The 23,172-nt window shown below is 68.4% G+C and carries 19 protein-coding genes; 11 read left to right on the top strand and 8 right to left on the bottom strand.

Annotated elements, in window-relative coordinates; all coding sequences use genetic code 11:
* Positions 1-19: 19 nt before the first annotated feature.
* From DIE04_RS25445 to DIE04_RS25435, 3 genes are read left to right on the top strand one after another with little or no spacing between them, the layout of a single operon-like run.
* Complete coding sequence (locus DIE04_RS25445; protein WP_044847743.1) at positions 20-709, top strand: ABC transporter permease; 690 nt, start codon at positions 20-22, stop codon at positions 707-709.
* Positions 706-1,419 carry an ABC transporter permease gene (locus DIE04_RS25440; protein ID WP_044847742.1) on the top strand — a complete coding sequence of 238 codons (714 nt, stop codon included), beginning with the start codon at positions 706-708 and terminating at the stop codon, positions 1,417-1,419. Before DIE04_RS25445 ends, DIE04_RS25440 begins: the two co-directional genes overlap by 4 nt.
* 18 nt (positions 1,420-1,437) lie before the next feature.
* Positions 1,438-2,217 carry an ABC transporter ATP-binding protein gene (locus DIE04_RS25435; protein ID WP_124521574.1) on the top strand — a complete coding sequence of 260 codons (780 nt, stop codon included), beginning with the start codon at positions 1,438-1,440 and terminating at the stop codon, positions 2,215-2,217.
* Between the two features lie 58 nt (positions 2,218-2,275).
* Here the strand turns inward: DIE04_RS25435 and DIE04_RS25430 are convergent, their stop codons facing one another.
* On the bottom strand, positions 2,276-2,773 hold the full coding sequence (locus tag DIE04_RS25430) for a GNAT family N-acetyltransferase (RefSeq protein WP_124488436.1): 498 nt from the start codon (positions 2,771-2,773) through the stop codon (positions 2,276-2,278).
* 143 nt (positions 2,774-2,916) lie between these two features.
* Here DIE04_RS25430 and DIE04_RS25425 point away from each other — a divergent pair, with 143 nt between their 5' ends.
* Together DIE04_RS25425 and DIE04_RS25420 are read left to right on the top strand one after the other, a co-directional pair.
* Positions 2,917-3,843 (top strand): LysR family transcriptional regulator, encoded by a 927-nt coding sequence (locus DIE04_RS25425; RefSeq protein ID WP_124521573.1) that lies wholly within the window; start codon positions 2,917-2,919, stop codon positions 3,841-3,843.
* 569 nt (positions 3,844-4,412) lie between these two features.
* Positions 4,413-5,492 carry a porin gene (locus DIE04_RS25420; protein WP_044847749.1) on the top strand — a complete coding sequence of 360 codons (1,080 nt, stop codon included), beginning with the start codon at positions 4,413-4,415 and terminating at the stop codon, positions 5,490-5,492.
* Positions 5,493-5,656: 164 nt separating this feature from the next.
* On the opposite strand, the gene DIE04_RS25415 is transcribed toward DIE04_RS25420, so the two are convergent.
* Positions 5,657-5,995, bottom strand: a complete 339-nt coding sequence (locus tag DIE04_RS25415) for a P-II family nitrogen regulator (RefSeq protein ID WP_006398637.1) — start codon at positions 5,993-5,995, stop codon at positions 5,657-5,659.
* 103 nt (positions 5,996-6,098) lie between these two features.
* Positions 6,099-7,820 (bottom strand): NAD+ synthase, encoded by a 1,722-nt coding sequence (locus DIE04_RS25410; RefSeq protein WP_124488438.1) that lies wholly within the window; start codon positions 7,818-7,820, stop codon positions 6,099-6,101.
* A 109-nt stretch (positions 7,821-7,929) separates the two neighbouring features.
* On the opposite strand from DIE04_RS25410, the gene DIE04_RS25405 reads away from it, so the two are divergent.
* The gene (locus DIE04_RS25405; RefSeq protein WP_124521571.1) at positions 7,930-9,108 is read left to right on the top strand and encodes a GNAT family N-acetyltransferase; all 1,179 of its coding nucleotides are present in this window, start codon (positions 7,930-7,932) and stop codon (positions 9,106-9,108) included.
* Between the two features lie 80 nt (positions 9,109-9,188).
* Entirely contained in the window at positions 9,189-10,100 is a 912-nt protein-coding gene (locus tag DIE04_RS25400) for a GIY-YIG nuclease family protein (RefSeq protein WP_124521570.1), read from the top strand.
* Between the two features lie 56 nt (positions 10,101-10,156).
* On the opposite strand, the gene ppa is transcribed toward DIE04_RS25400, so the two are convergent.
* Positions 10,157-10,684 (bottom strand): inorganic diphosphatase, encoded by a 528-nt coding sequence (ppa, locus tag DIE04_RS25395; protein WP_011885693.1) that lies wholly within the window; start codon positions 10,682-10,684, stop codon positions 10,157-10,159.
* Between the two features lie 273 nt (positions 10,685-10,957).
* Between ppa and DIE04_RS25390 the strand changes: the two genes are divergently transcribed.
* The 3 genes from DIE04_RS25390 (at position 10,958) to DIE04_RS25380 (ending at position 14,671) form a co-directional block, all read left to right on the top strand.
* Positions 10,958-12,397 (top strand): aldehyde dehydrogenase family protein, encoded by a 1,440-nt coding sequence (locus DIE04_RS25390; protein ID WP_124488441.1) that lies wholly within the window; start codon positions 10,958-10,960, stop codon positions 12,395-12,397.
* Between the two features lie 76 nt (positions 12,398-12,473).
* Entirely contained in the window at positions 12,474-13,232 is a 759-nt protein-coding gene (locus tag DIE04_RS25385; protein WP_044847736.1) for an SDR family oxidoreductase, read from the top strand.
* 134 nt (positions 13,233-13,366) lie between these two features.
* The gene (locus tag DIE04_RS25380) at positions 13,367-14,671 is read left to right on the top strand and encodes an MFS transporter (RefSeq protein ID WP_124521568.1); all 1,305 of its coding nucleotides are present in this window, start codon (positions 13,367-13,369) and stop codon (positions 14,669-14,671) included.
* Positions 14,672-14,836: 165 nt separating this feature from the next.
* Here DIE04_RS25380 and DIE04_RS25375 read toward each other — a convergent pair whose 3' ends face one another.
* From DIE04_RS25375 to hemC, 3 genes are read right to left on the bottom strand one after another with little or no spacing between them, the layout of a single operon-like run.
* Complete coding sequence (locus tag DIE04_RS25375; RefSeq protein WP_124488443.1) at positions 14,837-16,024, bottom strand: heme biosynthesis protein HemY; 1,188 nt, start codon at positions 16,022-16,024, stop codon at positions 14,837-14,839.
* Between the two features lie 2 nt (positions 16,025-16,026).
* The gene (gene hemDX, locus DIE04_RS25370; protein WP_124521567.1) at positions 16,027-17,997 is read right to left on the bottom strand and encodes a fused uroporphyrinogen-III synthase HemD/membrane protein HemX; all 1,971 of its coding nucleotides are present in this window, start codon (positions 17,995-17,997) and stop codon (positions 16,027-16,029) included.
* Positions 17,997-18,983, bottom strand: coding sequence for a hydroxymethylbilane synthase (gene hemC, locus DIE04_RS25365; RefSeq protein ID WP_044847732.1), 987 nt, complete (start codon positions 18,981-18,983; stop codon positions 17,997-17,999). Before hemC ends, hemDX begins: the two co-directional genes overlap by 1 nt.
* A gap of 217 nt (positions 18,984-19,200) precedes the next feature.
* On the opposite strand from hemC, the gene ppc reads away from it, so the two are divergent.
* Positions 19,201-22,206, top strand: a complete 3,006-nt coding sequence (gene ppc / locus DIE04_RS25360; protein ID WP_124521566.1) for a phosphoenolpyruvate carboxylase — start codon at positions 19,201-19,203, stop codon at positions 22,204-22,206.
* A gap of 147 nt (positions 22,207-22,353) precedes the next feature.
* On the opposite strand, the gene DIE04_RS25355 is transcribed toward ppc, so the two are convergent.
* Positions 22,354-23,106, bottom strand: coding sequence for a class I SAM-dependent methyltransferase (locus tag DIE04_RS25355; RefSeq protein ID WP_124521565.1), 753 nt, complete (start codon positions 23,104-23,106; stop codon positions 22,354-22,356).
* Between the last annotated feature and the right edge of the window lie 66 nt (positions 23,107-23,172).

Raw genomic sequence — 23,172 nt, 5'->3', positions numbered from 1 at the left:
ACCACACCAGGGACCACATATGTTTCTACAAGGCTACGGCCCGCTGATCCTCGCCGGCACCTGGCAAACCGTCAAGCTGGCGGTGCTTTCGCTCGCGCTGTCGTTCCTGCTGGGCCTGCTCGGCGCGGGCGCGAAGCTGTCGCGCAACCGCTTCACGAACGGCGCCGGCACCGTCTACACGACGCTGATCCGCGGCGTGCCCGACCTCGTGCTGATGCTGCTGCTGTTCTACAGCCTGCAGATCTGGCTGAACATGGCGACCGACGCGCTCGGCTGGGACCAGATCGACATCGACCCGTTCCTCGCCGGCGTGCTCGTGCTCGGCTTCATCTACGGCGCGTACTTCACCGAGACGTTCCGCGGCGCGTTCCTGTCGGTGCCGCGCGGCCAGCTCGAGGCCGGCAGCGCGTACGGGATGACCAACTGGCAGGTGTTCACGCGGATCATGTTCCCGCAGATGATGCGCTTCGCGCTGCCCGGCATCGGCAACAACTGGCAGGTGCTCGTGAAGTCGACCGCGCTGGTGTCGATCATCGGCCTCGCGGACGTCGTGAAGGCGTCGCAGGACGCCGGCAAGGGCACGCTGCGGTTCTTCTTCTTCACGCTGATCGCCGGTGCGGTCTACCTCGCCATCACGACGATCTCGAACTTCGTGCTGATGTGGCTCGAAAAGCGCTACTCGACCGGTGTCCGCAAGGCTGACCTATGATCGAACTCATCCAAGAATACTGGCGCAACTACCTCTACACCGACGGCTTCCGGATCACCGGCGTCGCGATCACGCTGTGGCTGCTGGTCGTGTCGATCGGCCTCGGCTTCTGCCTGTCGGTGCCGCTCGCGGTGGCCCGCGTGTCGAAGAGGAAGTGGCTGTCGAGCGCCGTGTGGCTCTATACGTACGTGTTCCGCGGCACGCCGCTCTACGTGCAGCTGCTGCTCTGCTACACCGGCCTCTACAGCCTGCAGGTCGTGCGCGGCACGCCGCTGCTCGACGCGTTCTTCCGCGACGGCATGCACTGCACGCTGCTCGCGTTCACGCTGAACACCTGCGCGTACACCACCGAGATCTTCGCGGGCGCGATCAAGGCGACGTCGTACGGCGAGATCGAGGCCGCGCGCGCGTACGGGATGTCCACCTTCACGATGTATCGCCGCGTGATCCTGCCGTCCGCGCTGCGCCGCGCGCTGCCGCTCTACAGCAACGAAGTGATCCTGATGCTGCACGCGACCACCGTCGCGTTCACCGCGACCGTGCCGGACATCCTGAAGATCGCGCGCGACGTGAACTCGGCGACCTACATGTCGTTCCACGCGTTCGGCATCGCCGCCCTGCTCTATCTCGTGATCTCGTTCGCGCTCGTGTGGCTGTTCCGCCAGGCCGAGCGTCGCTGGCTCGCGTATCTGCGCCCGCAAGGCAAGTAAGTTTCCGCAGGACTATTCATGAATTCCCAGACTCAGAAGCTTTTCGTCGACGATCTGCACAAGCGGTACGGCGACAACGAGGTGCTCAAGGGCGTATCGCTGAAGGCGAACTCGGGCGACGTGATCAGCGTGATCGGCTCGTCCGGTTCCGGCAAGAGCACGATGCTCCGCTGCATCAACTTCCTCGAACAGCCCAACTCCGGCCGCATCTTCGTCGACGGCGAGGAAGTGCGCACCGCGCTCGACAAGACGGGCGCGCTGCGCGCCGCGGATTCGAAGCAGCTGCAGCGCGTGCGCACCAAGCTGTCGATGGTGTTCCAGCACTTCAATCTCTGGTCGCACATGAACGTGATCGAGAACGTGATGGAAGCGCCCGTCAACGTGCTCGGCATCCCGAAGAGGGAAGCTGAAGACCGCGCGCGCGAGTATCTCGAGAAGGTCGGTCTCGCGCCGCGCGTCGAGAAGCAGTATCCGTCGCACCTGTCGGGCGGCCAGCAGCAACGTGTCGCGATCGCGCGGGCGCTGGCGATGCATCCGGACGTGATGCTGTTCGACGAGCCGACGTCGGCGCTCGACCCGGAACTGGTCGGCGAAGTGCTGAAGGTGATGCAGAAGCTGGCCGAGGAAGGCCGCACGATGATCGTCGTCACGCACGAGATGGGCTTCGCGCGCAACGTGTCGAACCACGTGATGTTCCTGCACCAGGGGCGCGTCGAGGAAGAAGGCGTGCCGTCCGAGGTGTTCGCGAACCCGAAGAGCGAACGCCTGCGCGGGTTCCTGTCGGGCAGCCTCAAGTAACGCGCGCTCCTCCGCGTCGCACTGCACGAACGGGCGCCATGCGGCGCCCGTCTTGCGTTTACGCGACGTCCACCGGCGCGCCGTCGGCGAATGCACGCAACGCGTCGCCCGCGAGTCGGTAGCGCACCCATTCGCTCTGCGGCGCGGCGCCGACGCTTTCGTAAAAGCGGATCGCCGGCTCGTTCCAGTCGAGGACGCTCCATTCGAAACGCCCGCAGCCGGTATCCACCGCGACGCGCGCGAGCGCCTTCAGCAGCCGCAGCCCGGCGCCCGCGCCGCGAAAGCGCGGCGACACGTACAGATCCTCGAGATACAGGCCCTGGCGGCCGAGCCACGTCGAATACGAGAAGAAATACACGGCGAAGCCGGCCGGCTCGCCGTCGACCTCGCAGATCAGCGCACGCGCGGGCGAACCTTCGCCGAACAGGCTGCGCTCGAGCGATGCAGGCGTCGCGACCACTTCATGCTCCGCCTTCTCGTAGATGGCGAGCTCGGTGATGAAACGCAGGATCTGCGGCACGTCGGCGACGGTGGCCGAACGGATGTCGATTTGCACGGTGGGGAGCCCTCCTTCGGCCCGGACTGAAAACGAGATGCGGCGGCGCTCGCTCGCGCAATCGCGCGTGACGCCGCCCGGATCGACATGCTACGTTCACGAAACAACTGCAGGAAGTGCAGTTTCTTCATCCTGACATGAACATGATGCATCCAGAGCTGCGCCGTCTCGACCTGAACCTGCTGCTCGCGTTCGACGCGCTGTACCGCCACCGCTCGGTCGCCGCGGCCGCGCACGAGCTGGCGATGAGCCCGTCCGCGCTCAGTCACGCGCTCGCCCGATTGCGCGAAGCGATCGGCGATGCGTTGTTCGTGCGCCTCGGCAACGAGATGCAGCCGACCGTGCGCGCCGACGACATCGCCACCTGGGCCGGTGATGCGCTCGACACGATGTCGAAGGGGCTCGCCCGCGCACGCCGCTTCGATCCCGCGCAAAGCGACCGCACGTTCGTGTTCGCCGCGAGCGACTACACGGCGTTCGCCGTGCTGCCGGCGTTGCTCGCGCGTATCGAGCAGGTCGCGCCGCGGCTGCGGATCCGCGTCGTCCACTCCGACCGGAAGATCTCGATCGACGAACTCGCGGCCGGCCGCATCGACTTCGCGCTCGGCTATCACGAGGAGTCGGCCGCCGACGCACCGGGCATCGAGGATTTCGACTGGTTTTCGGACGACTACGTGGTGATCGCGAGCGCCACGCATCCGGACATCCGCCGCCGGCTGACGCTCGACCAGTACCTCGCGGCACGCCACGTCGTCGTCACGCCGTGGAACGAGTCGCGCGGCGTCGTCGACTACGTGCTCGACCGGCTCGGCCTCACGCGGCAGGTCGCCGTGCAGTTGCCGAGCGTGCTGGCCGCACCGTTCGTGATCTCGGAATCGGCACTGCTGATGACGGTGCCGAACCGTGCCGCGCAGGCGCTGCGCCACGCGGCGCCGATCCGCATCTTCCCCGCGCCGTTCGAGATCCCGCGCTACACGGTGAAGGTCTACTCGCACGCGAAGCATGCGCGCACCGACGCGCACCGGTGGCTGCGCGCGCAGCTGCTCGACGTCCGGCCGACGGGCGGTTGAGTTCGACGCTCCGGTGCGGCGCGCGGGGCGCCCGCCGCACCAGCGTTTCCGGCGCCCGGGCGGCGGCGGACCACCGCCAACTCATTACGAAATACTTACCAATTCCGCGCGTCCGGCGCTTACGCTCGCGCCCCGGCAACGTCAATAGTGACAATCCTTGACCCACCGGCGCCGAATCCGTGTCTCCCTTGTCTCACAAGGGTTTTCCGGGAATCGACGGCCCCTTGGGCACCCGCTGCGCACTGTGTTGCATGGCAAATTGGCGACACGTGTTAGTCAAACAACGATTTCCATCGCCACAAAATTGTATTTTTGCTAAATTAGTAACCAAAGTAGCAAAACGAAGTTCGTGAAATGTAGTTTAGCTTCACGACACAACAAGGAGACCCCGCAAGCCGACCCGGCCGCGCGGGACCGCTCAACGGTTTTCCGTCCGCTTGCCCGCGTGCCGCGCTTACCGGCCCTGCACGAGGTCTCCCTGGTTATCCCGCTTTTCGCTTTTGCCCGGCGCTCGCTGCTCCGGGCATCTCGTGCAGTCTGGGTTGACTTTTTGACAGGGTATGGAGGAGATGATGAAGAAAGCTTTGGTCGCGGCCGCGCTGATGGCTGCTGGGGTGGTTACGGCGCACGCGCAGAGCAGCGTCACGCTGTATGGTCGCCTGGATGCCGGCCTCGAGTACCTGAACGGCCTGCAGAACGGCCACCAAGTGCGCGCGGAAAGTGGCGACTGGGGCACGAGCCTGTGGGGCTTGAAGGGCAGCGAGGACATCGGCGGCGGCAACAAGGTCCTGTTCCACCTCGAAGGCGCGTTCAACACGATGACGGGCGGCTTCAGCGGCTCGATCTGGGATCGTTTCGCGACCGTCGGCATCTCCAACGACCGCTACGGTACGCTGCTGCTGGGTCGCGAACTCGCGATCGCGAACGGCGTGTGGGACTTCGATCCGCTGGGCCAGTCGAGCTGGTCGTCGGCATCGCTCGTGCGCGGCCGCAACTGGAACAAGACCAGCAACAACGTGTCGTACCAGTCGCCGCAGTTCTACGGCCTCGACTTCTACGGCCAGTTCGCGTTCTCGAACTCGACCAGCTTCAACGGCAACACGACGGCCGGCCAGCCTGGTCGTGCAGCCGGCGCACAGGTCACGTACACGAACTCGCTGTTCCAGTTGCGCGGCATCTACGACGAAACGCGCGACAGCAACGGCCGCTTCTCGGACGTGTTCAACTACTCGCGTGAATACTTCGCGGGCCTGAACGTGTTCCTCGGCCAGTTCAAGCTGCAGGCGGCTTACCAGTCGTCGCATGCTGACGGCAGCGGCGGCCCGGCCGTCAACAACGGCATCACCGGCACCCAGCAGGTCTGGGGCGGCGTGACGTGGCAGGCCACGCCGGCGGCAGCGCTGATCGCGGCCGTGTACCACGTGAACGCCAACCACGGCGGCGGCAACGCGAACATCTACACGGTCGGCGGTTCGTACAACATCTCGAAGCGCACGCTGTTCGACGTGCAGGTCGCGACGGTGCGCAACAGCTCGACGGCCAACTTCGGCCTGAACGCGAACGGTGCAGGCACCGCCGTGTCGACGGGCAACCCGCATCCGGGCGGCAGCCAGACCGGCGTCTACGCCGGCATCCAGCACCTGTTCTGATCAGGCGCCGTCCAGAGAACGATTCGACAACACTTTCCACGCTGCTGCGAGAGGCGCGTATCGGTGCGGTACCCTCCCGGGTATCCGCACCGTTTTTTATTGGCGGTCCGGGATCGTGCGATCCGCGGCCCGATCTGCCCTGCCGAACGGGCCGGATGCGGCGCTCAGACCGCCGCTTCGTTCTCTTCGCCGGTGCGGATGCGGATCACGCGCTCGACGTCCGACACGAAGATCTTGCCGTCGCCGATCTTGCCCGTGCGCGCCGCGCCGATCACCGCGTCGATCACCTGGTCGACCTGCGCTTCCGCGACGACCACCTCGATCTTCATCTTCGGCAGGAAGTCGACCACGTATTCGGCGCCGCGATACAGCTCGGTGTGCCCCTTCTGGCGGCCGAAGCCCTTCACTTCCGTCACGGTCAGGCCGGTGAGGCCCACTTCGGCGAGCGCTTCGCGGACTTCGTCCAGCTTGAACGGCTTGATGATGGCGGTGATGCGTTTCATGATGGTTGTCCCTTAATGCTCGTTTGGATGAAAAATCGCAATCCCGATTTTAAGCCGTAAGTGTAAGCCGTAAGCCGGCCGGCCGCGCACAGCGCGGCGCGGCTCAGTCGAGACGTTCGGTAAAGCGTGACGTGATCGGATAGCGCCAGTCGCGTCCGAACGCGCGATGCGTGACGCGAATGCCGATCGGCGCCTGGCGGCGCTTGTATTCGTTGATCTTGATGAGCCGCGTCACGCGCGCGACGTCGGCCTCCGCATAGCCGGCCGCGACGATCTCCGCGAGCGGCCGGTCCTCCTCCATGTACATCCGCATGATCGCGTCGAGCACGTCATACGGCGGCAGGCTGTCCTGGTCCGTCTGGTTCTCGCGCAACTCGGCCGACGGCGCGCGCGTCAGGATCCGCTCGGGGATCACGTCGCGCAGCCCGTAGTCCGCAGTGGCGTTGCGATAGCGGCACAGCCGGTAGACCAGCGTCTTCGCGATGTCCTTGATCACCGCGAAGCCGCCGGCCATGTCGCCGTACAGCGTGCAGTAGCCGACCGCCATCTCGCTCTTGTTGCCGGTCGTCAGCACGATCGAGCCGAACTTGTTCGACAGCGCCATCAGCAGCGTGCCGCGGATGCGCGCCTGGATGTTCTCTTCCGTCGCGTCCTCCGCGCGGCCCGCGAATTCGCCCGCGAGCGCCGCGCGGAACGCGTCGAACATCGGCGCGATCGCGATCTCGTCATAGCGCACGCCGACGCGCCGCGCCATCTCCGCCGCGTCGGTGGTCGAGATGTCGGCCGTGTAGCGCGACGGCATCATCACCGCGCGCACGCGCTCGGGCCCGAGCGCGTCGCAGGCGACCGCGAGCACCAGCGCCGAATCGACGCCGCCCGACAGCCCGATCAGCACGCCGGGGAAACCGTTCTTGCCGATGTAGTCGCGCACGCCGGTCACGAGCGCGCGATAGACCTGCGCGTCGACCGGCAGCTCGGGCGCGATCGCACCCGGCAGCGGGCGCGCGCCGTCGAACTCGACGATCGCGTGCCCTTCGTCGAACTGCGGCATCTTCGCGACGAGCGCGCCCTCGCCGTCGAGCACGAACGAGCCGCCGTCGAACACGAGCTCGTCCTGGCCGCCGACGAGGTTCACGTACACCATCGGCAGCCCGGTTTCGCGGATCCGCGCGCGCAGGATGTCGATGCGCAGCGCTTCCTTGTTCATGTGGTACGGCGAACCGTTCGGGATCAGCAGCACCTGCGCGCCGGCGGCCTTCGCGATCTGCGCGGCCGACGCATGCCATGCGTCCTCGCAGATGATCACGCCGTATCTGACGCCGTCGAGCTCGAACACGAGCGGCTCGGTGTCGGTCGCGAAGTAGCGCTTCTCGTCGAACACGTCGGCGTTCGGCAGATCCTGCTTGCGGTAGGTGCCGACGATCTCGCCGCCGACGATCAGCGACACCGCGTTGTAGGTGTCGGCCGGCGGCACGCCGCGCTCGATCGGGCGGTTTGCATTACCATCGACGGCTGGCGCGTGCGGAGCGCCGCCCGACGGACCGCCGCCCGCGCTCCGCAACGGATGGCCGACCAGCACCGCGAGCCCGTCGAACGCACGCAGCGCATCGGCGAGCGCGTCGAGCGCGGCCGCCGCCGCCGTGTAGAACGCGGGCCGCAGCAGCAGGTCTTCCGGCGGATAGCCGGACAGCGCGAGTTCGGGCGCGATCATCAGGCGCGCACCATCGTTGTGCGCGGCGCGGGCGGCCGCGACGATCCGTGCGACGTTGCCGGCGAAATCGCCGACGGTGACGTTGATCTGGGCGAGAGCGAGTCGGGTCTTCATGACGGGATCGGCGCAGCCCGGCGGCGCGCCCTGAACGGCTGACGAAAACGCCTCGGAAGCGGGCCACGGCGGCACGCATCCGGCGGCATCCAACTGTACGGATTCACGCTTGAAACACGAACGCATCGATTATCGCACGGGCATCCTGTCGTCCCCCGCGGAGGTGCCGGCCGACGAATGGAACGCGCTGCTCGAGCGCGACGCGCAGCCGACGCCGTTCCTGCGCCACGAATTCCTCGACGCGCTGCACGTCGCGCGCTGCGCGGTCGACGACACCGGCTGGTCGCCGCACTTCGTCACGCTGACCGACGCGCGCACCGGCCGGCTCGCGGCGGCCGCGCCCGTCTATGCGAAACAGCATTCGTACGGCGAATACGTGTTCGACTGGGCGTGGGCCGACGCGTACCAGCGCAACGGGCTGTCCTACTACCCGAAGCTGCTGTGCGCGGTGCCGTTCACGCCCGTGCAGGGCACGCGCCTGCTCGCGGCCGACGACGACGCGCGCCGCCGGCTCGCGGCCACACTGCTCGCGTTCGCCGAGCAAAGCGACGTGTCGTCGCTGCACGTGCTGTTCCCGACCGGCGACGAGGCGCGGCTGCTCGAGTCGATGGGGATGATGCTGCGCGAAGGCGTGCAGTTCCACTGGCTCAACGACGGCTACCGCGACTTCGACGACTTCCTCGGCACGCTCGAGCAGAAGAAGCGCAAGAACATCCGCGCGGAACGTCGCAAGGTGCGCGATGCCGGCGTCACGTTCCGACGGCTCGCCGGCGAGCAGATCACCGACGCCGACTGGCGCTTCTTCTCGCGCTGCTACCGGCAGACCTATCGCGAGCACTATTCGAGCCCCTACCTGAATCTCGACTTCTTCCGCGCGATCGGCGCGACGATGCCGGAGAACCTGCTGCTCGTGATCGCCGAAGCCGACGGCAAACCGATCGCGAGCTCGCTCGCCGTCTACCGGCGCGGCGCGCACGGCCGCGGCGGCACGCTGTACGGCCGCTACTGGGGCGCGCTCGAACACGTGCCCTGCCTGCATTTCGAAACGGCCTACTACCAGTTGCTCGAATTCTGCATCGAGGCCGGGCTCGACACGTTCGAGGGCGGCGCGCAGGGCGAGCACAAGCTCGCGCGCGGCTTCCTGCCGACCGTCACGCATTCCGCGCACTGGCTCGCGCACCCGGCGTTCTCCGATGCGGTCGCGCGCTTTCTCGAACGCGAGACCGAGCATATCCACGCGTACGTCGACGAGCTGCGCGAGCACGATCCGTTCCGGCGAGGGCCGTGACGGCGGGCGCGAATCATGTCGCTTGCGGCGGCACGCGCCAATTCTGAGACACTGACGGCTTCGCATCCCGCCGCCTGCCCATGTCCTGGTTTCTGTATCTGATCGAGTGTGCCGACGACAGCGTCTACACCGGCATCACGACCGACGTCGCTGCGCGCTTCGACGAGCACGCATCCGGCAAGGGCGCGCGCTATACGCGCTCGCGCAAGCCGCGCGCGGTGCTCGCGTCGTTCCCGCTGCCCGACCGCTCGATCGCGTCGCGCGCCGAGTACTGGGTGAAGCGGCTGACCGCCGCGCAGAAGCGCGAACTGGCGGCAGGATTGCGGACGCTGGAATCGGTGCTGCCGGCTGTGGTGACGATCGACGGGGAAGTCGATGCGGACGGTTTGAAGGCCGGCACGCGGCGGCGGAAGAAAGTGAAGAAGGCGCCGCAGCCCGCCGAAATCACGATGCAGGCGGCCGAAACGGAACAACCCGTGAAGAAAGCCGCGAAGGCCGGTAGTGACGGGAAAGCATCGCGGTCCGGCAAGACCTCGAAGTCCGGGCAAAGCGCGCAGGCTCGTGCGAAGACGAAAGCAGCTCCAGCCAGCAAGCGCGCGACGAACGGCGACGCCGCCGAAGCAAAAAAGGCCTCGTCGCGCAGCACGGCGGCAAAGCAGGACGAGCCTGCCGTCAACTCGACGCCGAAACGGAAAGCGCCGGCCGCCGGCGGCAAGTCCGTCGCGAAGGCACGCGCCGGCAGCGCTTCGACATCGCCGGGGCGCCGCGGTACGTCGGCGGCCGGAAAGGCCAGAACCGAAGCCGTCGAAGCCGCTGCTCCGGCCACCACCGAGCGCGGCGCAACGGGCGCAATTCGCTCAACCGACTCAACGCGAGCGAAGCGTACGAAAACCTCGCCGAACGCCGGCTCCCAGCCCGCGCCCGCCCGCACGCGAAAGAGCACCACCACCGGCGCCAAACCGCGCACAAAACAAAACCGCGCGGCCTCCTGAGGAGACACGCGCGGTTTGCGTTCCGAACGAACCGGCCGCGAGGCCGGCCAGCCGGCTTACTTCTTGTAGTTCGCGGCGCCGTCGGCGATTTCCTTGTGCGCGGCGTCGATGCCGGCCCAGCCTTCGACCTTCACCCACTTGCCCTTCTCGAGCGCCTTGTATTGCTCGAAGAAGTGCTTGATCTGGTCCTTCAGGTACTCGGGCACGTCGTCGATCGACTTCAGGTTCGCCGTCATCGGGCAGACCTTGTCGTGCGGCACCGCAACCAGCTTCGCGTCGACGCCCGACTCGTCGGTCATCTGCAGCATGCCGAGCACGCGCGAACGCACGATCGAGCCGGCCAGCAGCGGGAACGGCGTGATCACCAGCACGTCGACCGGATCGCCGTCGCCCGACAGCGTCTGCGGGATGTAGCCGTAGTTCACCGGATAGCGCATGCCGGTACCGATGAAGCGGTCGACGACGAGGAGACCCAGCTCCTTGTCCGCCTCGTACTTCACCGGATCGCTTTGCGCGGGGATCTCGATGATCACGTTGAAATCGTGCGGCAGGTCCTTGCCGGCCGGAACATGATTGAAGCTCATAGCGCTCTCTGTTGGTCGATGGAATTCGGGACAGGGGCGCCGCGGCCGTTGCACCGCCGCGGGCGTCCCCGCAGGGAATGCGCCATTATAGCCAATCGACCGGTGGCGTCCGGATGACGATCGGCGCGATAATCGTTCCGGATGTCCGGCCATCGAACCCCGGGTGATGTTGCATGGAAGCCGAGCACGGGCTGAAACGCCAAGCCGGGTCGACCGCGAAGCATGGGACCCGAGTAGGCGCTAAAGCGCCAACTCGGGTCGACAGGAGCACGCATGGAAGAAGCGAAGCACTTCATCGCAGGCGAATGGACGTTGCCCGCGCAACTGGAGACGATTCCGGTCGTCGACCCGTCCGACGGCCAGCCGTTCGCGACGATCGCGCGCGGCACCGCGCCCGACATCGAACGCGCGGTCGCCGCCGCCCGCGACGCGTTCGCGGGCCCGTGGGGCGCGGCCAGCGCCGCCGAGCGCGGCCGCGTGCTGATGCGGCTGTCCGCGCGCGTCGCCGACCATCTCGAGGAACTGGCCGCGATCGAGGCACGCGACACCGGCAAGCCGCTGAAGCAGGCGCGTGCCGACGCCGCCGCGCTCGCCCGCTACTTCGAGTTCTACGCGGGCGCCGCCGACAAGCTGCACGGCGAAACCCTCCCCTATCAGGCCGGCTACACGGTACTGACGGTGCGCGAGCCGCACGGCGTCACCGGCCACATCGTGCCGTGGAACTACCCGATGCAAATCTTCGGGCGCAGCGTCGGCGCGGCGCTCGCGGCCGGCAACGCATGCGTCGTGAAACCGGCCGAGGATGCGTGCCTGTCGGTGCTGCGCGTGGCCGAACTCGCCGCCGAAGCCGGGCTGCCGGCCGGTGCGCTGAACATCGTCACCGGCTACGGCCATGAAGCGGGCGCGGCACTCGCGCGCCATCCCGGCATCGACCACATCTCGTTCACCGGCTCGCCCGCGACCGGCAAGCTGGTCACGCAGATGGCCGCCGAGAACCACGTGCCCGTCACGCTCGAACTCGGCGGCAAGTCGCCGCAGATCGTGTTCGCCGACGCCGATCTCGACGCGGCGCTGCCCGTGCTCGTGTCGGCGATCGTGCAGAACGGCGGGCAGACCTGCTCGGCCGGCAGCCGCGTGCTGATCGAGCGCGCGGTCTACGAGCCGCTCGTCGAACGGCTCGCCACCGCGTTCAACGGGCTGCGGGTCGGCCCGAGCCGCGCCGATCTCGACTGTGGCCCGCTGATCAACGCGAAGCAGCAGCAGCGCGTGTGGGATTTCCTGTCCGACGCGCAGCACGACGGCATTCCGATGGCCGGGCACGGCCAGGTCGTCGCCGACGCGCCCGAAAGCGGCTTCTACCAGGCGCCCGCGCTGCTGCGCGACGTGCCGGCGTCGCACCGGCTCGCGCAGGAGGAAGTGTTCGGCCCGGTGCTCGCCGCGATGCGCTTCGTCGACGAAGACGAAGCGGTCGCACTCGCGAACGGCACGCCGTACGGCCTCGTCGCGGGCATCTGGACCCGCGACGGTGCACGCCAGCTGCGTCTCGCGCGCCGCCTGCGCGCCGGCCAGGTGTTCATCAACAACTACGGCGCGGGCGGCGGCGTCGAGTTGCCGTTCGGCGGCGTCGGCCACTCGGGCCATGGCCGCGAGAAAGGCTTCGAGGCGCTGTACGGTTTCACGACGCTGAAGACGATCGCGATCCGGCACGGCTGAACCAGACGAACGCGGCCGGCAACGGACCGGCCGTGTCCCGCAGCACCCTGCACGCATCCAGCACAGGAGACACACCATGCGGTTGAGCGGCAAGACGGCCCTCGTCACGGGCGGCGGTTCGGGCTTCGGCGAAGGCATCGCGAAGACCTATGCGCGCGAAGGCGCGAACGTCGTCGTCAACGACCTGAACGGTGCGGCGGCCGAGCGCGTCGCGAGCGAGATCGCGCTGGCGGGCGGCAAGGCGATCGCGGTCGCGGGCGACGTGTCGAAGGACGCCGACTGGCGCGCGCTGCTGCAGGCCGCGCTCGACGATTTCCATTCGGTGCAGATCGTCGTGAACAACGCCGGCACCACCCATCGCAACAAGCCGGTGCTCGACGTGACGGAAGCCGAGTTCGACCGCGTGTACGCCGTCAACATGAAGAGCCTGTTCTGGAGCGTGCAGACCTTCGTTCCGTATTTCCGCACGCAGGGCGGCGGCGTGTTCGTGAACGTCGCGTCGACGGCCGGCGTGCGGCCGCGCCCGGGCCTCGTCTGGTACAACAGCACGAAGGGCGCGATGATCACCGCGAGCAAGTCGCTCGCGGCCGAGCTCGGCGCCGACCGGATTCGCGTGAACTGCATCAACCCGGTGCTCGGCGAGACGGGCCTGATGACCGAGTTCATGGGCTGCGAGGACACGCCGGAGAATCGCCGCCGGTTCCTCGCGACGATTCCGCTCGGCCGCTTCTCGACGCCGCAGGACATCGCGAACGCGGCCCTGTACCTCGCATCCGACGAAGCCGAGTTCATCACCGGCGTCTGTCTCGAAGTCGACGGCGGGCGCTGCATCTAGCCGCACGGCCGTGATGGCGCCGCGCCGGCAGCGCCGGCCGGCGCCGCATCCACGCATCGTCATTGCTTCGCACGACACCGGATCGGGCGCCGCCGCGCCGGCTCCGGCCACCACAAGAAAGGACAGGAGACAACATGGCAACATCGACGCAGTCGCTGCCGGGCTCGTCCGGCGCATTCGAGGAAGCAACCTACCGCAAGGTGTCCTGGCGGCTCACGCCGCTCCTGCTGCTGTGCTACGTGGTCGCGTATCTCGACCGCGTGAACGTCGGCTTCGCGAAGCTGCAGATGGCGAGCGACCTGAATCTCAGCGATACCGTCTACGGGCTCGGCGCCGGGATCTTCTTCTTCGGCTACTTCCTGTTCGAAGTGCCGAGCAACATCATCCTGCACAAGGTCGGCGCGCGCGTCTGGATCGCGCGCATCATGGCGACGTGGGGCGTGATCTCGATCCTGACGATGTTCGTCACGACGCCCGCGATGTTCTACGTGATGCGCTTCCTGCTCGGCGTCGCCGAGGCCGGCTTCTTCCCCGGCGTGATCCTGTACCTCACCTACTGGTATCCCGCGCACCGGCGCGGCCGGATGACGACGTTCTTCATGACGGCAGTCGCCTTGTCCGGGGTGATCGGCGGGCCGATCTCCGGCTTCATCCTGAAGGCGTTCAACGGCGTGAGCGGCTGGCACGGCTGGCAATGGCTGTTCCTGCTCGAAGGGATCCCGTCGGTGCTGGCCGGCGTGCTGGTGTTCTTCGCGCTCGACGACCGGATCGCGAAGGCCAAATGGCTCACCGACGACGAAAAGGCGCTGCTCGCGCGCAACGTCGACGCGGAGGAAGCGACCAAGGAAGACCTGCCGCTCGGCGCGGTGATGGCGAGCCCGCGCGTGTGGCTGATGGCGCTCATCTACTTCTCGTTCGTGATGGGGCTGTACGGCGTCGGCTTCTGGCTGCCGACGATCATCAAGGCGACCGGCGTGACCGACACGTTCATGATCGGGCTGCTGTCGGCGGTTCCGTATGCGGCGGCGGTGGTCGCGATGATCCTGATCGCGCGCAGCGCGGACAAGCGCCGCGAACGACGCTGGCACCTGGCGATTCCGGCCGCGTTCGGCGCGCTCGGGCTCGTGCTGTCGGTGATCTGGGCGCACCAGACGGCGCTCGCGATGCTCGGCCTCACGCTCGCGACGATGGGCATCCTGACGACGCTGCCGCTGTTCTGGAGCCTGCCGACCGCGTTCCTCGGCGGCGCGGCGGCCGCGGCGGGCATCGCGATGATCAACTCGATCGGCAACCTCGCGGGCTTCCTGAGCCCGTACATGATGGGCTGGCTCAAGCAGGCGACGGGCGCCAACGACGCGGGCATGTACATGCTCGCCGGGTTCCTCGTGCTTGGCGGGCTGCTCGCGCTGTCGGTGCCGAAGCGGCTCGTCGACAAGTGACGTGACGCGGCGCGCCGCGATGCCGTTCGTCGCGGGCGAAAACGACTTGCCGCGCCGGCTCCGCGCGTAGCGTCCAGTCCGGCGAGGCGAGAGCGCATAAGAGAAGCCCCGAAGGCCATCCGGCGTTCGGGGCTTTTTTACGCGCGGCGGGCGAGCGCCGCCGCGTCAGACCACGGTGATCGCGAGCGCGCTTTCGCGGTAGTGCTTCGCCGCCTTGTCGGTTTCGCCGAGGTGCTCGAACAGGCGTGCGAGCGCACGGTGCGCACGCACCTTCAGCGCCTCGTTGTCGGCCTGCTTCAGCGCGGCTTCGAGGAACGACTGCGCCTTGCCCCAGAGCTGCTGCTGCTGGCAGAGACGGCCGAGCGCGAACAGCAGGTCGGCATCGTCCGGGTGATCCTTCCTCCAGCCTTCGGCCTTCTGGATCAGCGGCAGCGCATCGCCGCCGGCCGTGTCCGGATAGCGGCGCAGCAGGCGCGCATCCCAGTTGTGCGCGAGCGCGTCCTCGACGATGCGGCGCGCTTCGGTGCGGCGCTCGAGCGTCACCAGCAGCTCGGCCGCGAGATCGGCCAGGCGTGGCGACTGGCGCTCGAGCGGCGACAGCGACTGCCACACCTCGAGCAGTGCGTCCGGGTCGTGCCGGCGTTCGCGCAGCAGGTTCTCCGCCGCCTGCTGGCGCAGCCGCACGGCCGCGGCCGGATGCAGCGCCTCGCGTTTCTCGAGCGCCTTTGCGAGCTTCAGCACCTCGGCCCAGTTCTTCAACTGCTGCTGCGCGCGCAGCGCGACCTGCTGCGCATGGATGCGCTTGCCGCCCGCCTGCAGGTCGGCCAGCGCGGCGAGCGCGCCGTCGGCATCGCGCGCATCCGCGCGCATGTCGGCCGCGGCGAGCAGCCGTGCGTCCTGCCATTCCGGCGCGTCGACCTTCGACAGCCAGTCGTCGCGGCGCGTGTACTCGTGCATCCGGTGCGCGGCGGTGGCCCCGACGAGACTCGCGGCGCCCTGGTTCGCATCGACCGCGAGCGCGTCGCGCGCAGCCTTCTCGGCGCGCGAGAAGCGGCCCGCGTACAGGTTCGCGATCGCGTCGCGCAGCGACGCCTGCGCCTTCTCGTTGCGCGAACGCGCACGATACGCGGCGACCCGCTGCGGCATGCGCCAGATGTTGCGCACGATGCGCAGCAGCGCGTACACGACGATGAACAGCACGACGATGGAGATCACGAACAGGTTCAGCGACACGTCGACCCGGTACGGCGGATAGACGAGCAGCACCTGCCCCGCGTCGAAATGGCCGACGGTGGCGAGTGCCGCGGCGATCGCGAACAGGATCGCGAGCCAGACGATTCCTCGAAGCGTCATCGTTACCCCCGGCTCTTGAACTGCTGAACGGCGTTCAGGCTCGTGTTCAGGTTCGGCACCGCAACCGTCAGCGATGCACCGTCGACCTGCTTGAGCAGATCCTCGACGGTCTGCGTGTCCTTCGATGCCTGGTCGAAATACTTGCCGAGCGACGCCTGCGCGGCGTGCAGGTCGGCCTTCATCGCGCCGTCGTTGCGCGCGAGCAGCGACAGCCGCGCCGTGAGCAGGCGCAGCTTCACGTTCTCGCGCACGAAGTAGCCCTGGTCGGGCGACGCGAGCATCGCGTCGGCATTGTCGATCCGGCGCACCTGCACGAGGCCCTTCAGCTGCTCGCCGAGGCCGGCCGAGAAGTCATGCCACCACACCTTCCAGCGCGGCGTGTCGGCTGCCACCGGCGACGCGGCCTCGGCCGGAGCGGCCTTCGGCGACGCGTGCGGAACCGTCGCCTCGCCCGACAGCGGCAGCGCGTCGATCTTCGCGATCGCGTCGTCGAGCTTGATCGCGAGGCCCGTTAGGTCGGCCGACGGCGCGGCCTTCAGCTTCTCGATGTCCTGCGCGAGCGCCTTGCGCACCGTGACGGCCTGCGCGCTCTGCGACGTCGCGAGTCGCGCGTCGGCATTCTGCAGCGCGATCAGCGCGAGCTGCGTGTTGCCGGTGAGCTGCAGTTGCTGGCTCGCGCTCGACAGCATCTGATCGACTTCCTCGAGCATCCACGCGTCGCGGTTGCGCGACAGGTCCTGGTATTGCTGCTGCAGCGCCTGCTGCGCGCTCTGCGCGTCGGCGAGCTTGCCGTCGAGCTGCGCGAGCTGCGTGTCGACCTGGTGCGTGCCCGCGAGCGCCTGCTCGGTCTTCATGCGGATCTCGGCCGTCTGCGCATCGAGCGCCTTCTGGCGTGCGACGAACGAATCGTCGAGCCGGTCGACCTTGCGGTTCAGCGCATAGCCGCCGGCGCCCGCCGCGCAGCCGAGCACGACGACGACGAACCACAGCACCGCGCTGCCGCCGCGGCGCGCAGGCGGTTCGGACGCCATATAGGCGGGACGGGACGGCGGTGCGGAAGCAGCGGCCGGCTGGGAAGCGACGCTTTTGGAATCGTTGGTATCTGTCATGCGTTTAGTCACCGGTGCGGCTGTCGCCGGTTGGACGGCCTCGTCGGCCATCGTTCGAAACGCGCGGACGATGCGCTCATCGCCCGCGCCGGTCAGCGTAATCCTATCAAAACCCAGTGCGCGCGCGGTCTGCTCGATGCGCGGGTGCGGCGTCACGAGCGGCGCGTGCTTCAGCGCCTCGATCTCGGCGTCGTTCAGGTGCGTGCGCGCGAGTTCGTGCAGGTTGCGCACGCCCTCCGAGCTCGTGACGAGCCACGCGTGCGGCGCGCCGGCGAGCAGCGCATGCACGCGCTCCCACGCGCCGACGCGCGGCTCGGGCACGACGCGCCGGTACGCGGCCACCAGCGTGACGTCCGCGCCGGCTTCGCGCAGCCGCTCGGCGAGCCATTCGCGCCCGCCGTCGCCGCGCACGATCAGCACGCGCTTGCCCGCCAGCGCCTGCGCGCCGCCGAACGCGGCCTCGATGCTCGCGAACAGGTTTTCCGAATCGTAATGCGGGACGCCGCCGTCGGCGGGCGCCTGCGGCGCGATCACGCGATGCGCGGGCGCCGCGATGCCGTGGCGCTCGAGCGCCGCGACGCTGCCGGGCCCGACGACGCCGACCGGCAGTGCATTCGGCCAGATCGCGCCGTACTGCGCGAGTGCGCGGTCGATCGCGTTCGGCGATACGAAGATCACGAGCGCGTAGTCCGCGAGCGCCGCGAACGCGGCATCGAGCGGCGCCGGATCGTCGACCGGCGCGATGTCGATCAGCGGGAATTCGAGCACGTCGCAGCCGGCCTCGGCCAGTTGGGCCACCAGCGCGGCCGACTGGCCGTCGGGGCGCGTCAGGACGGCGGTGAACGCACGCGCGCCGCCTGCCATCAGGCGTCGCCCTTGCCGGCCTGCGAGCCGGCGAGCAGTGCGTTGACGATGTCGAGCGCACCCTGCGCCTCGAGCTCGTCGGACACCGCGCGGCCGAGCGCGAGCGCATCGGCGACGGTCATCACTGCGCCGCACTCCTCGGCGGTCAGCACGCGCCGGCCGTCGGTCGTCGACACGCGGCCCGTCAGGTACAGCTCGCCCGCGCGCCACACCGCGTGCGCGGCAAGCGGCACCTCGCAGCTGCCGCCGAGCGCGCGCGACACCATCCGCTCGGCCTCGACCGCGAGCGCGGTCTGCGGGTCGTGCAGCGGCGCGAGCCATCCGGCGACGTCCGTGCGGTGCGCGGCGATTTCAATGCCGAGCGCGCCCTGGCCGGCGGCCGGCGGGCTGTCCTCGACGTCGATCAGCGCGCGGATCCGCGCTTCGAGGCCGAGACGCTTCAGGCCCGCGGCCGCGAGGATGATCGCCGCGTAATCGCCGCGATCGAGCTTCGACAGGCGCGTGTCGAGGTTGCCGCGCAGCGGTAGCACGTCGAGGTGCGGATAGCGCGCGCGCAGCATCGCCTCGCGGCGCAGGCTCGACGTGCCGACGACGGCGCCGGCCGGCAGCGCGTCGAGCGACGCGTAGTCGTTCGACACGAACGCGTCGCGCGGATCCTCGCGCTCCATGATCGCGGTCAGCGCGAAACCGTCGGGCAGCGCCATCGGCACGTCCTTCAGCGAATGCACGGCGAGGTCGGCACGGCCGTCGGCGAGCGCATTCTCCAGCTCCTTCACGAACAGGCCCTTGCCGCCGACCTTCGACAGCGTGCGATCGAGAATCTGATCGCCACGGGTCGTCATCCCGAGGATTTTCACGTCACAAGCTGGATATAATTTGCGCAGCGCATCACGCACATGTTCGGCTTGCCACATCGCCAGGCGGCTCTCGCGCGAAGCGATCGTCAGCGTCGCGGGAGCTTGTGCCGCAAGAGTCTCGGAATTCATTGCTGGAACATCGAAGGACGGGATTGAAGATCGAACAATGGTAGCACGCACGCCCCGGCCCGCCCGGGCCCGGAGCCTGCGCCCGCCGCGCTTCGGCGCAGGCGGCGACACCGATGCGCGGATGTGCCGCACGTAGCTGGTTGCTTGACCGCAGTTCCCGTAGTTTCCGCAGTCCCCGCAGTCCCTTTTGACTCGAGCTTTCCCAAGGAAACCCATCGTGAAGTCTTCCGGATCGGCGCGTACGGCGCGCCGCAATGCTGCCCTGCCCTCCTCCGATGCCCCGACGGGCACCATCGCCACCGCCGCGAACGGCCGTGCGAAAACGGCAACGAAACCGAAAGACCCGATACGTCAGACAAAACGCGCGATCAAATCCGCCGCCCCGGCCGCCCGCAAGGCCGGCGCGGCGAAGCCCGGCGCCCGCACGCGCGAGGACAAGGACGGTCCGCTGTTCGAGGACATCCGCTACCTCGGCCGCCTGCTCGGCGACGTGGTGCGTGAACAGGAAGGCGACACCGTGTTCGACGTCGTCGAGACCATTCGCCAGACGGCGGTGAAGTTTCGCCGCGAGGACGACAGCGAGGCCGCGCAAACGCTGGAGAAGAAGCTGCGCAAGCTGACGCCTGAGCAGACGGTGAGCGTCGTGCGCGCGTTCAGCTATTTCTCGCACCTCGCGAACATCGCGGAAGACCGCCACCACAACCGCCGCCGCCGCATCCACGCGCTGGCCGGCTCCGCGCCGCAGCCCGGCACCGTCGCATACGCGCTCGAGCAGCTGAAGACGACCGGCAACGCGTCGAAGCGCCTGCTGCAGCGCTTCTTCGACGATGCGCTGATCGTGCCGGTGCTGACCGCGCACCCGACCGAAGTGCAGCGCAAGAGCATCCTCGACGCGCAGCACGACATCGCGCGCCTGCTCGCCGAGCGCGACCAGGAGCTGACCGCGCGCGAGCGCCAGTACAACGAATCGATGCTGCGCGCGCGCGTGACCGCGCTGTGGCAGACCCGCATGCTGCGCGACGCGCGCCTGACGGTCGGCGACGAGATCGAGAACGCGCTGTCGTACTACCGCGCGACGTTCCTCGACGAATTGCCCGCGCTGTACGGCGACATCGAGGCCGCGCTCGCCGAGCACGGCCTGTCCGCGCGTGTACCGGCGTTCTTCCAGATGGGCAGCTGGATCGGCGGCGATCGCGACGGCAACCCGAACGTGACCGCCCCGACCCTCGAAGAAGCGATCAACCGCCAATCCGCGGTGATCCTCGAACACTATCTGGAACAGGTGCACAAGCTCGGCGCCGAGCTGTCGGTATCGAACCTGCTGGTCGGCGCGAACGACGCGGTGAAGGCGCTCGCGGCCGCGTCGCCCGACCAGTCGCCGCATCGCGTCGACGAACCGTATCGCCGTGCGCTGATCGGCATCTACACGCGGCTCGCCGCAAGCGCGCGCGTGCGGCTCGGCGAAGGCACGGTGCCGGTACGCAGCGCCGGCCGCGGCGCGCCGCCGGTGCGCGCGGTGCCGTACGCCGACTCCGAGGCCTTCGTCGCCGACCTGAAGGTGCTGACCGCCTCGCTCGACGAACATCACGGCGCGTCGCTCGCCGCACCGCGCCTTGCGCCGCTCGTGCGCGCGGCCGAAGTGTTCGGCTTCCATCTCGCGAGCATCGACCTGCGCCAGAGCTCCGACATCCACGAAGCCGTGGTCGCCGAGCTGTTCGCGCGCGCCGGCGTCGAAGCCGACTACGCGGCGCTCGCCGAGGAAGACAAGCTGCGCGTGCTGCTGGCCGCGCTTGCCGATCCCCGCCCGCTGCGCTCGCAGTACCTCGAATACTCGGCGCTCGCGCAGAGCGAGCTCGGCGTGTTCGAGAAAGCCCGCGAGGTACGCGCGCAATTCGGCGCGCGTGCGGTGCGCAACTACATCATCTCGCACACGGAAACCGTCAGCGACCTCGTCGAGGTGCTGCTGCTGCAGAAGGAAACGGGCCTGCTCGAAGGCACGCTCGGCCACCATGCGAAGAACGGCCTGATGGTGATTCCGCTGTTCGAGACGATTCCCGACCTGCGCGACGCCGCGCGCATCATGCGCGAATACTTCGCACTGCCGGGCATCGACGCGCTGATCGCGCACCAGGGTGCCGAACAGGAAGTGATGCTCGGCTACTCGGACAGCAACAAGGACGGCGGCTTCCTCACGTCGAACTGGGAGCTGTATCGCGCGGAACTCGCGCTCGTCGACCTGTTCCGCGAACGCAAGATCACGCTGCGCCTGTTCCACGGCCGCGGCGGCACGGTCGGCCGCGGGGGCGGCCCGACCTACCAGGCGATCCTGTCGCAGCCGCCGGGCACCGTGAACGGCCAGATCCGCCTGACCGAACAGGGCGAGGTGATCGCGAGCAAGTTCGCGAACCCCGAGATTGGCCGGCGCAACCTCGAGACGGTGGTCGCCGCGACGCTCGAGGCGTCGCTGCTGCCGCAATCGAACGCGCCCGCGCAACTGCCCGCGTTCGAAGCCGCGATGCAGACGCTGTCCGACGCCGCGATGGCGTCGTATCGCGCGCTCGTCTATGAAACGCCCGGCTTCACCGACTACTTCTTCTCGTCGACGCCGATCACCGAGATCGCCGAGCTGAACATCGGCAGCCGCCCGGCCTCGCGCAAGCTGCAGGATCCGAAGAACCGCAGGATCGAGGATCTCCGCGCGATCCCGTGGGGCTTCTCGTGGGGCCAGTGCCGGCTGCTGCTGACGGGCTGGTACGGCTTCGGCAGCGCGGTGAGCGCGTATCTCGACGGCGCGCAGGACGCGGCCGAGCGCGCGAAGCGCGTCGCGCTGCTCAGGAAGATGAACAAGACCTGGCCGTTCTTCGCGAACCTGCTGTCGAACATGGACATGGTGCTCGCGAAGACCGATCTCGCGGTCGCGTCGCGCTACGCGCAGCTGGTCGCCGACCGCAAGCTGCGCAAGCACGTGTTCGAGCGGATCGTCGCGGAATGGGAGCGCACGTCGCAGGCGCTCGCGGAAATCACCGGGCACGAAGGCCGCCTCGCGACCAACCCGCTGCTCGCGCGCTCGATCAAGAACCGCTTCCCGTATCTCGATCCGCTGAACCACCTGCAGGTCGAGCTGATCAAGCGTCACCGCGCGGGCGACTCGAACGCGCGGCTGCGCCGCGGGATTCACCTGACCATCAACGGGATCGCGGCCGGCCTGCGCAACACGGGCTGATCCGAGCGCGGTGCGGGCCTGCCCCGCGCCGCGCCGTCATCGCGAAACGAAAGCCGCAAAACGAAAGCCGCGATACGCGACCACGCGTATCGCGGCTTTTTTCATCGAACGGCGCGACGGCACCGGCCGCCGTGCCGTCCCTCGCGCTCATTGCGCGTCGATCAGCAACGCGTCGTGCTCGAACGAGCCGTCAGGCTGCACCGCGTAGTAGCCGTGCACCTCGTCGGGCGCATGCGCCCACAGCGCACGAATGCCCGCGACGCTGTCGGCCGGCGTGCGGATCCGCTCGACCCACGTAGCGAATTCGATCGGCAGGCGCCAGCGGCTCTGCACGTGCGCGTCGAACCCGGCGCCGCGGAACATCGCGAGCCATTCGTCGGCACGGTAGTCGCGCACGTGCGACGCATCGCGCAGTACTTCCGCGGCCTGCAGATACGTGTCGAGCAGCGGATGGTCGTTGCCCGCGATGTCGATCATCAGCACGCGGCCGCCGGGCTTCAGCACGCGGCGCACCTCGGCAAGCGCCGCGCGCACGTCGTGCCAGTGGTGCGCGCTCATCCGGCTGACCACCCAGTCGAAGGTGCCCCCGTCGAACGGCAGTTGCTCGGCCGGGCCCTGCTGCGTACGGATGTTCGCGAGCCCGCGCGCGCGCGCGGCGGCATCGACGGTCGCGAGCATCGGCGCGGCGAGATCGTACGCGACCACGTCGCGCACGTGCGGAGCAACCGCGAAGCTCGCGTGGCCGGCGCCGCAGCCGAGATCGAGCACCGCGGCTTCGGGCGTCGCGCGCACGGCGTCGGCCAGCGCCTGCAGATCGGCACCCGTCGCGTGGACCGTGCTCGTCAGGTAGGCGGCGGCCGTCGTGCCGAATGCGTCGGCGACCTGGTCGTGGTGTTTCATCGTTCGCTCCTTCCTTGGGTGGGGTGCTCGCTGCCTGTCAGCGCGCGAATCGCTACAATAGGGCCG

The sequence above is a fragment of the Burkholderia sp. Bp8994 genome, assembly GCF_003853805.1.
Classification (GTDB): Bacteria; Pseudomonadota; Gammaproteobacteria; order Burkholderiales; family Burkholderiaceae; genus Burkholderia.
This window is presented reverse-complemented; position numbering and strand designations above follow the sequence as displayed.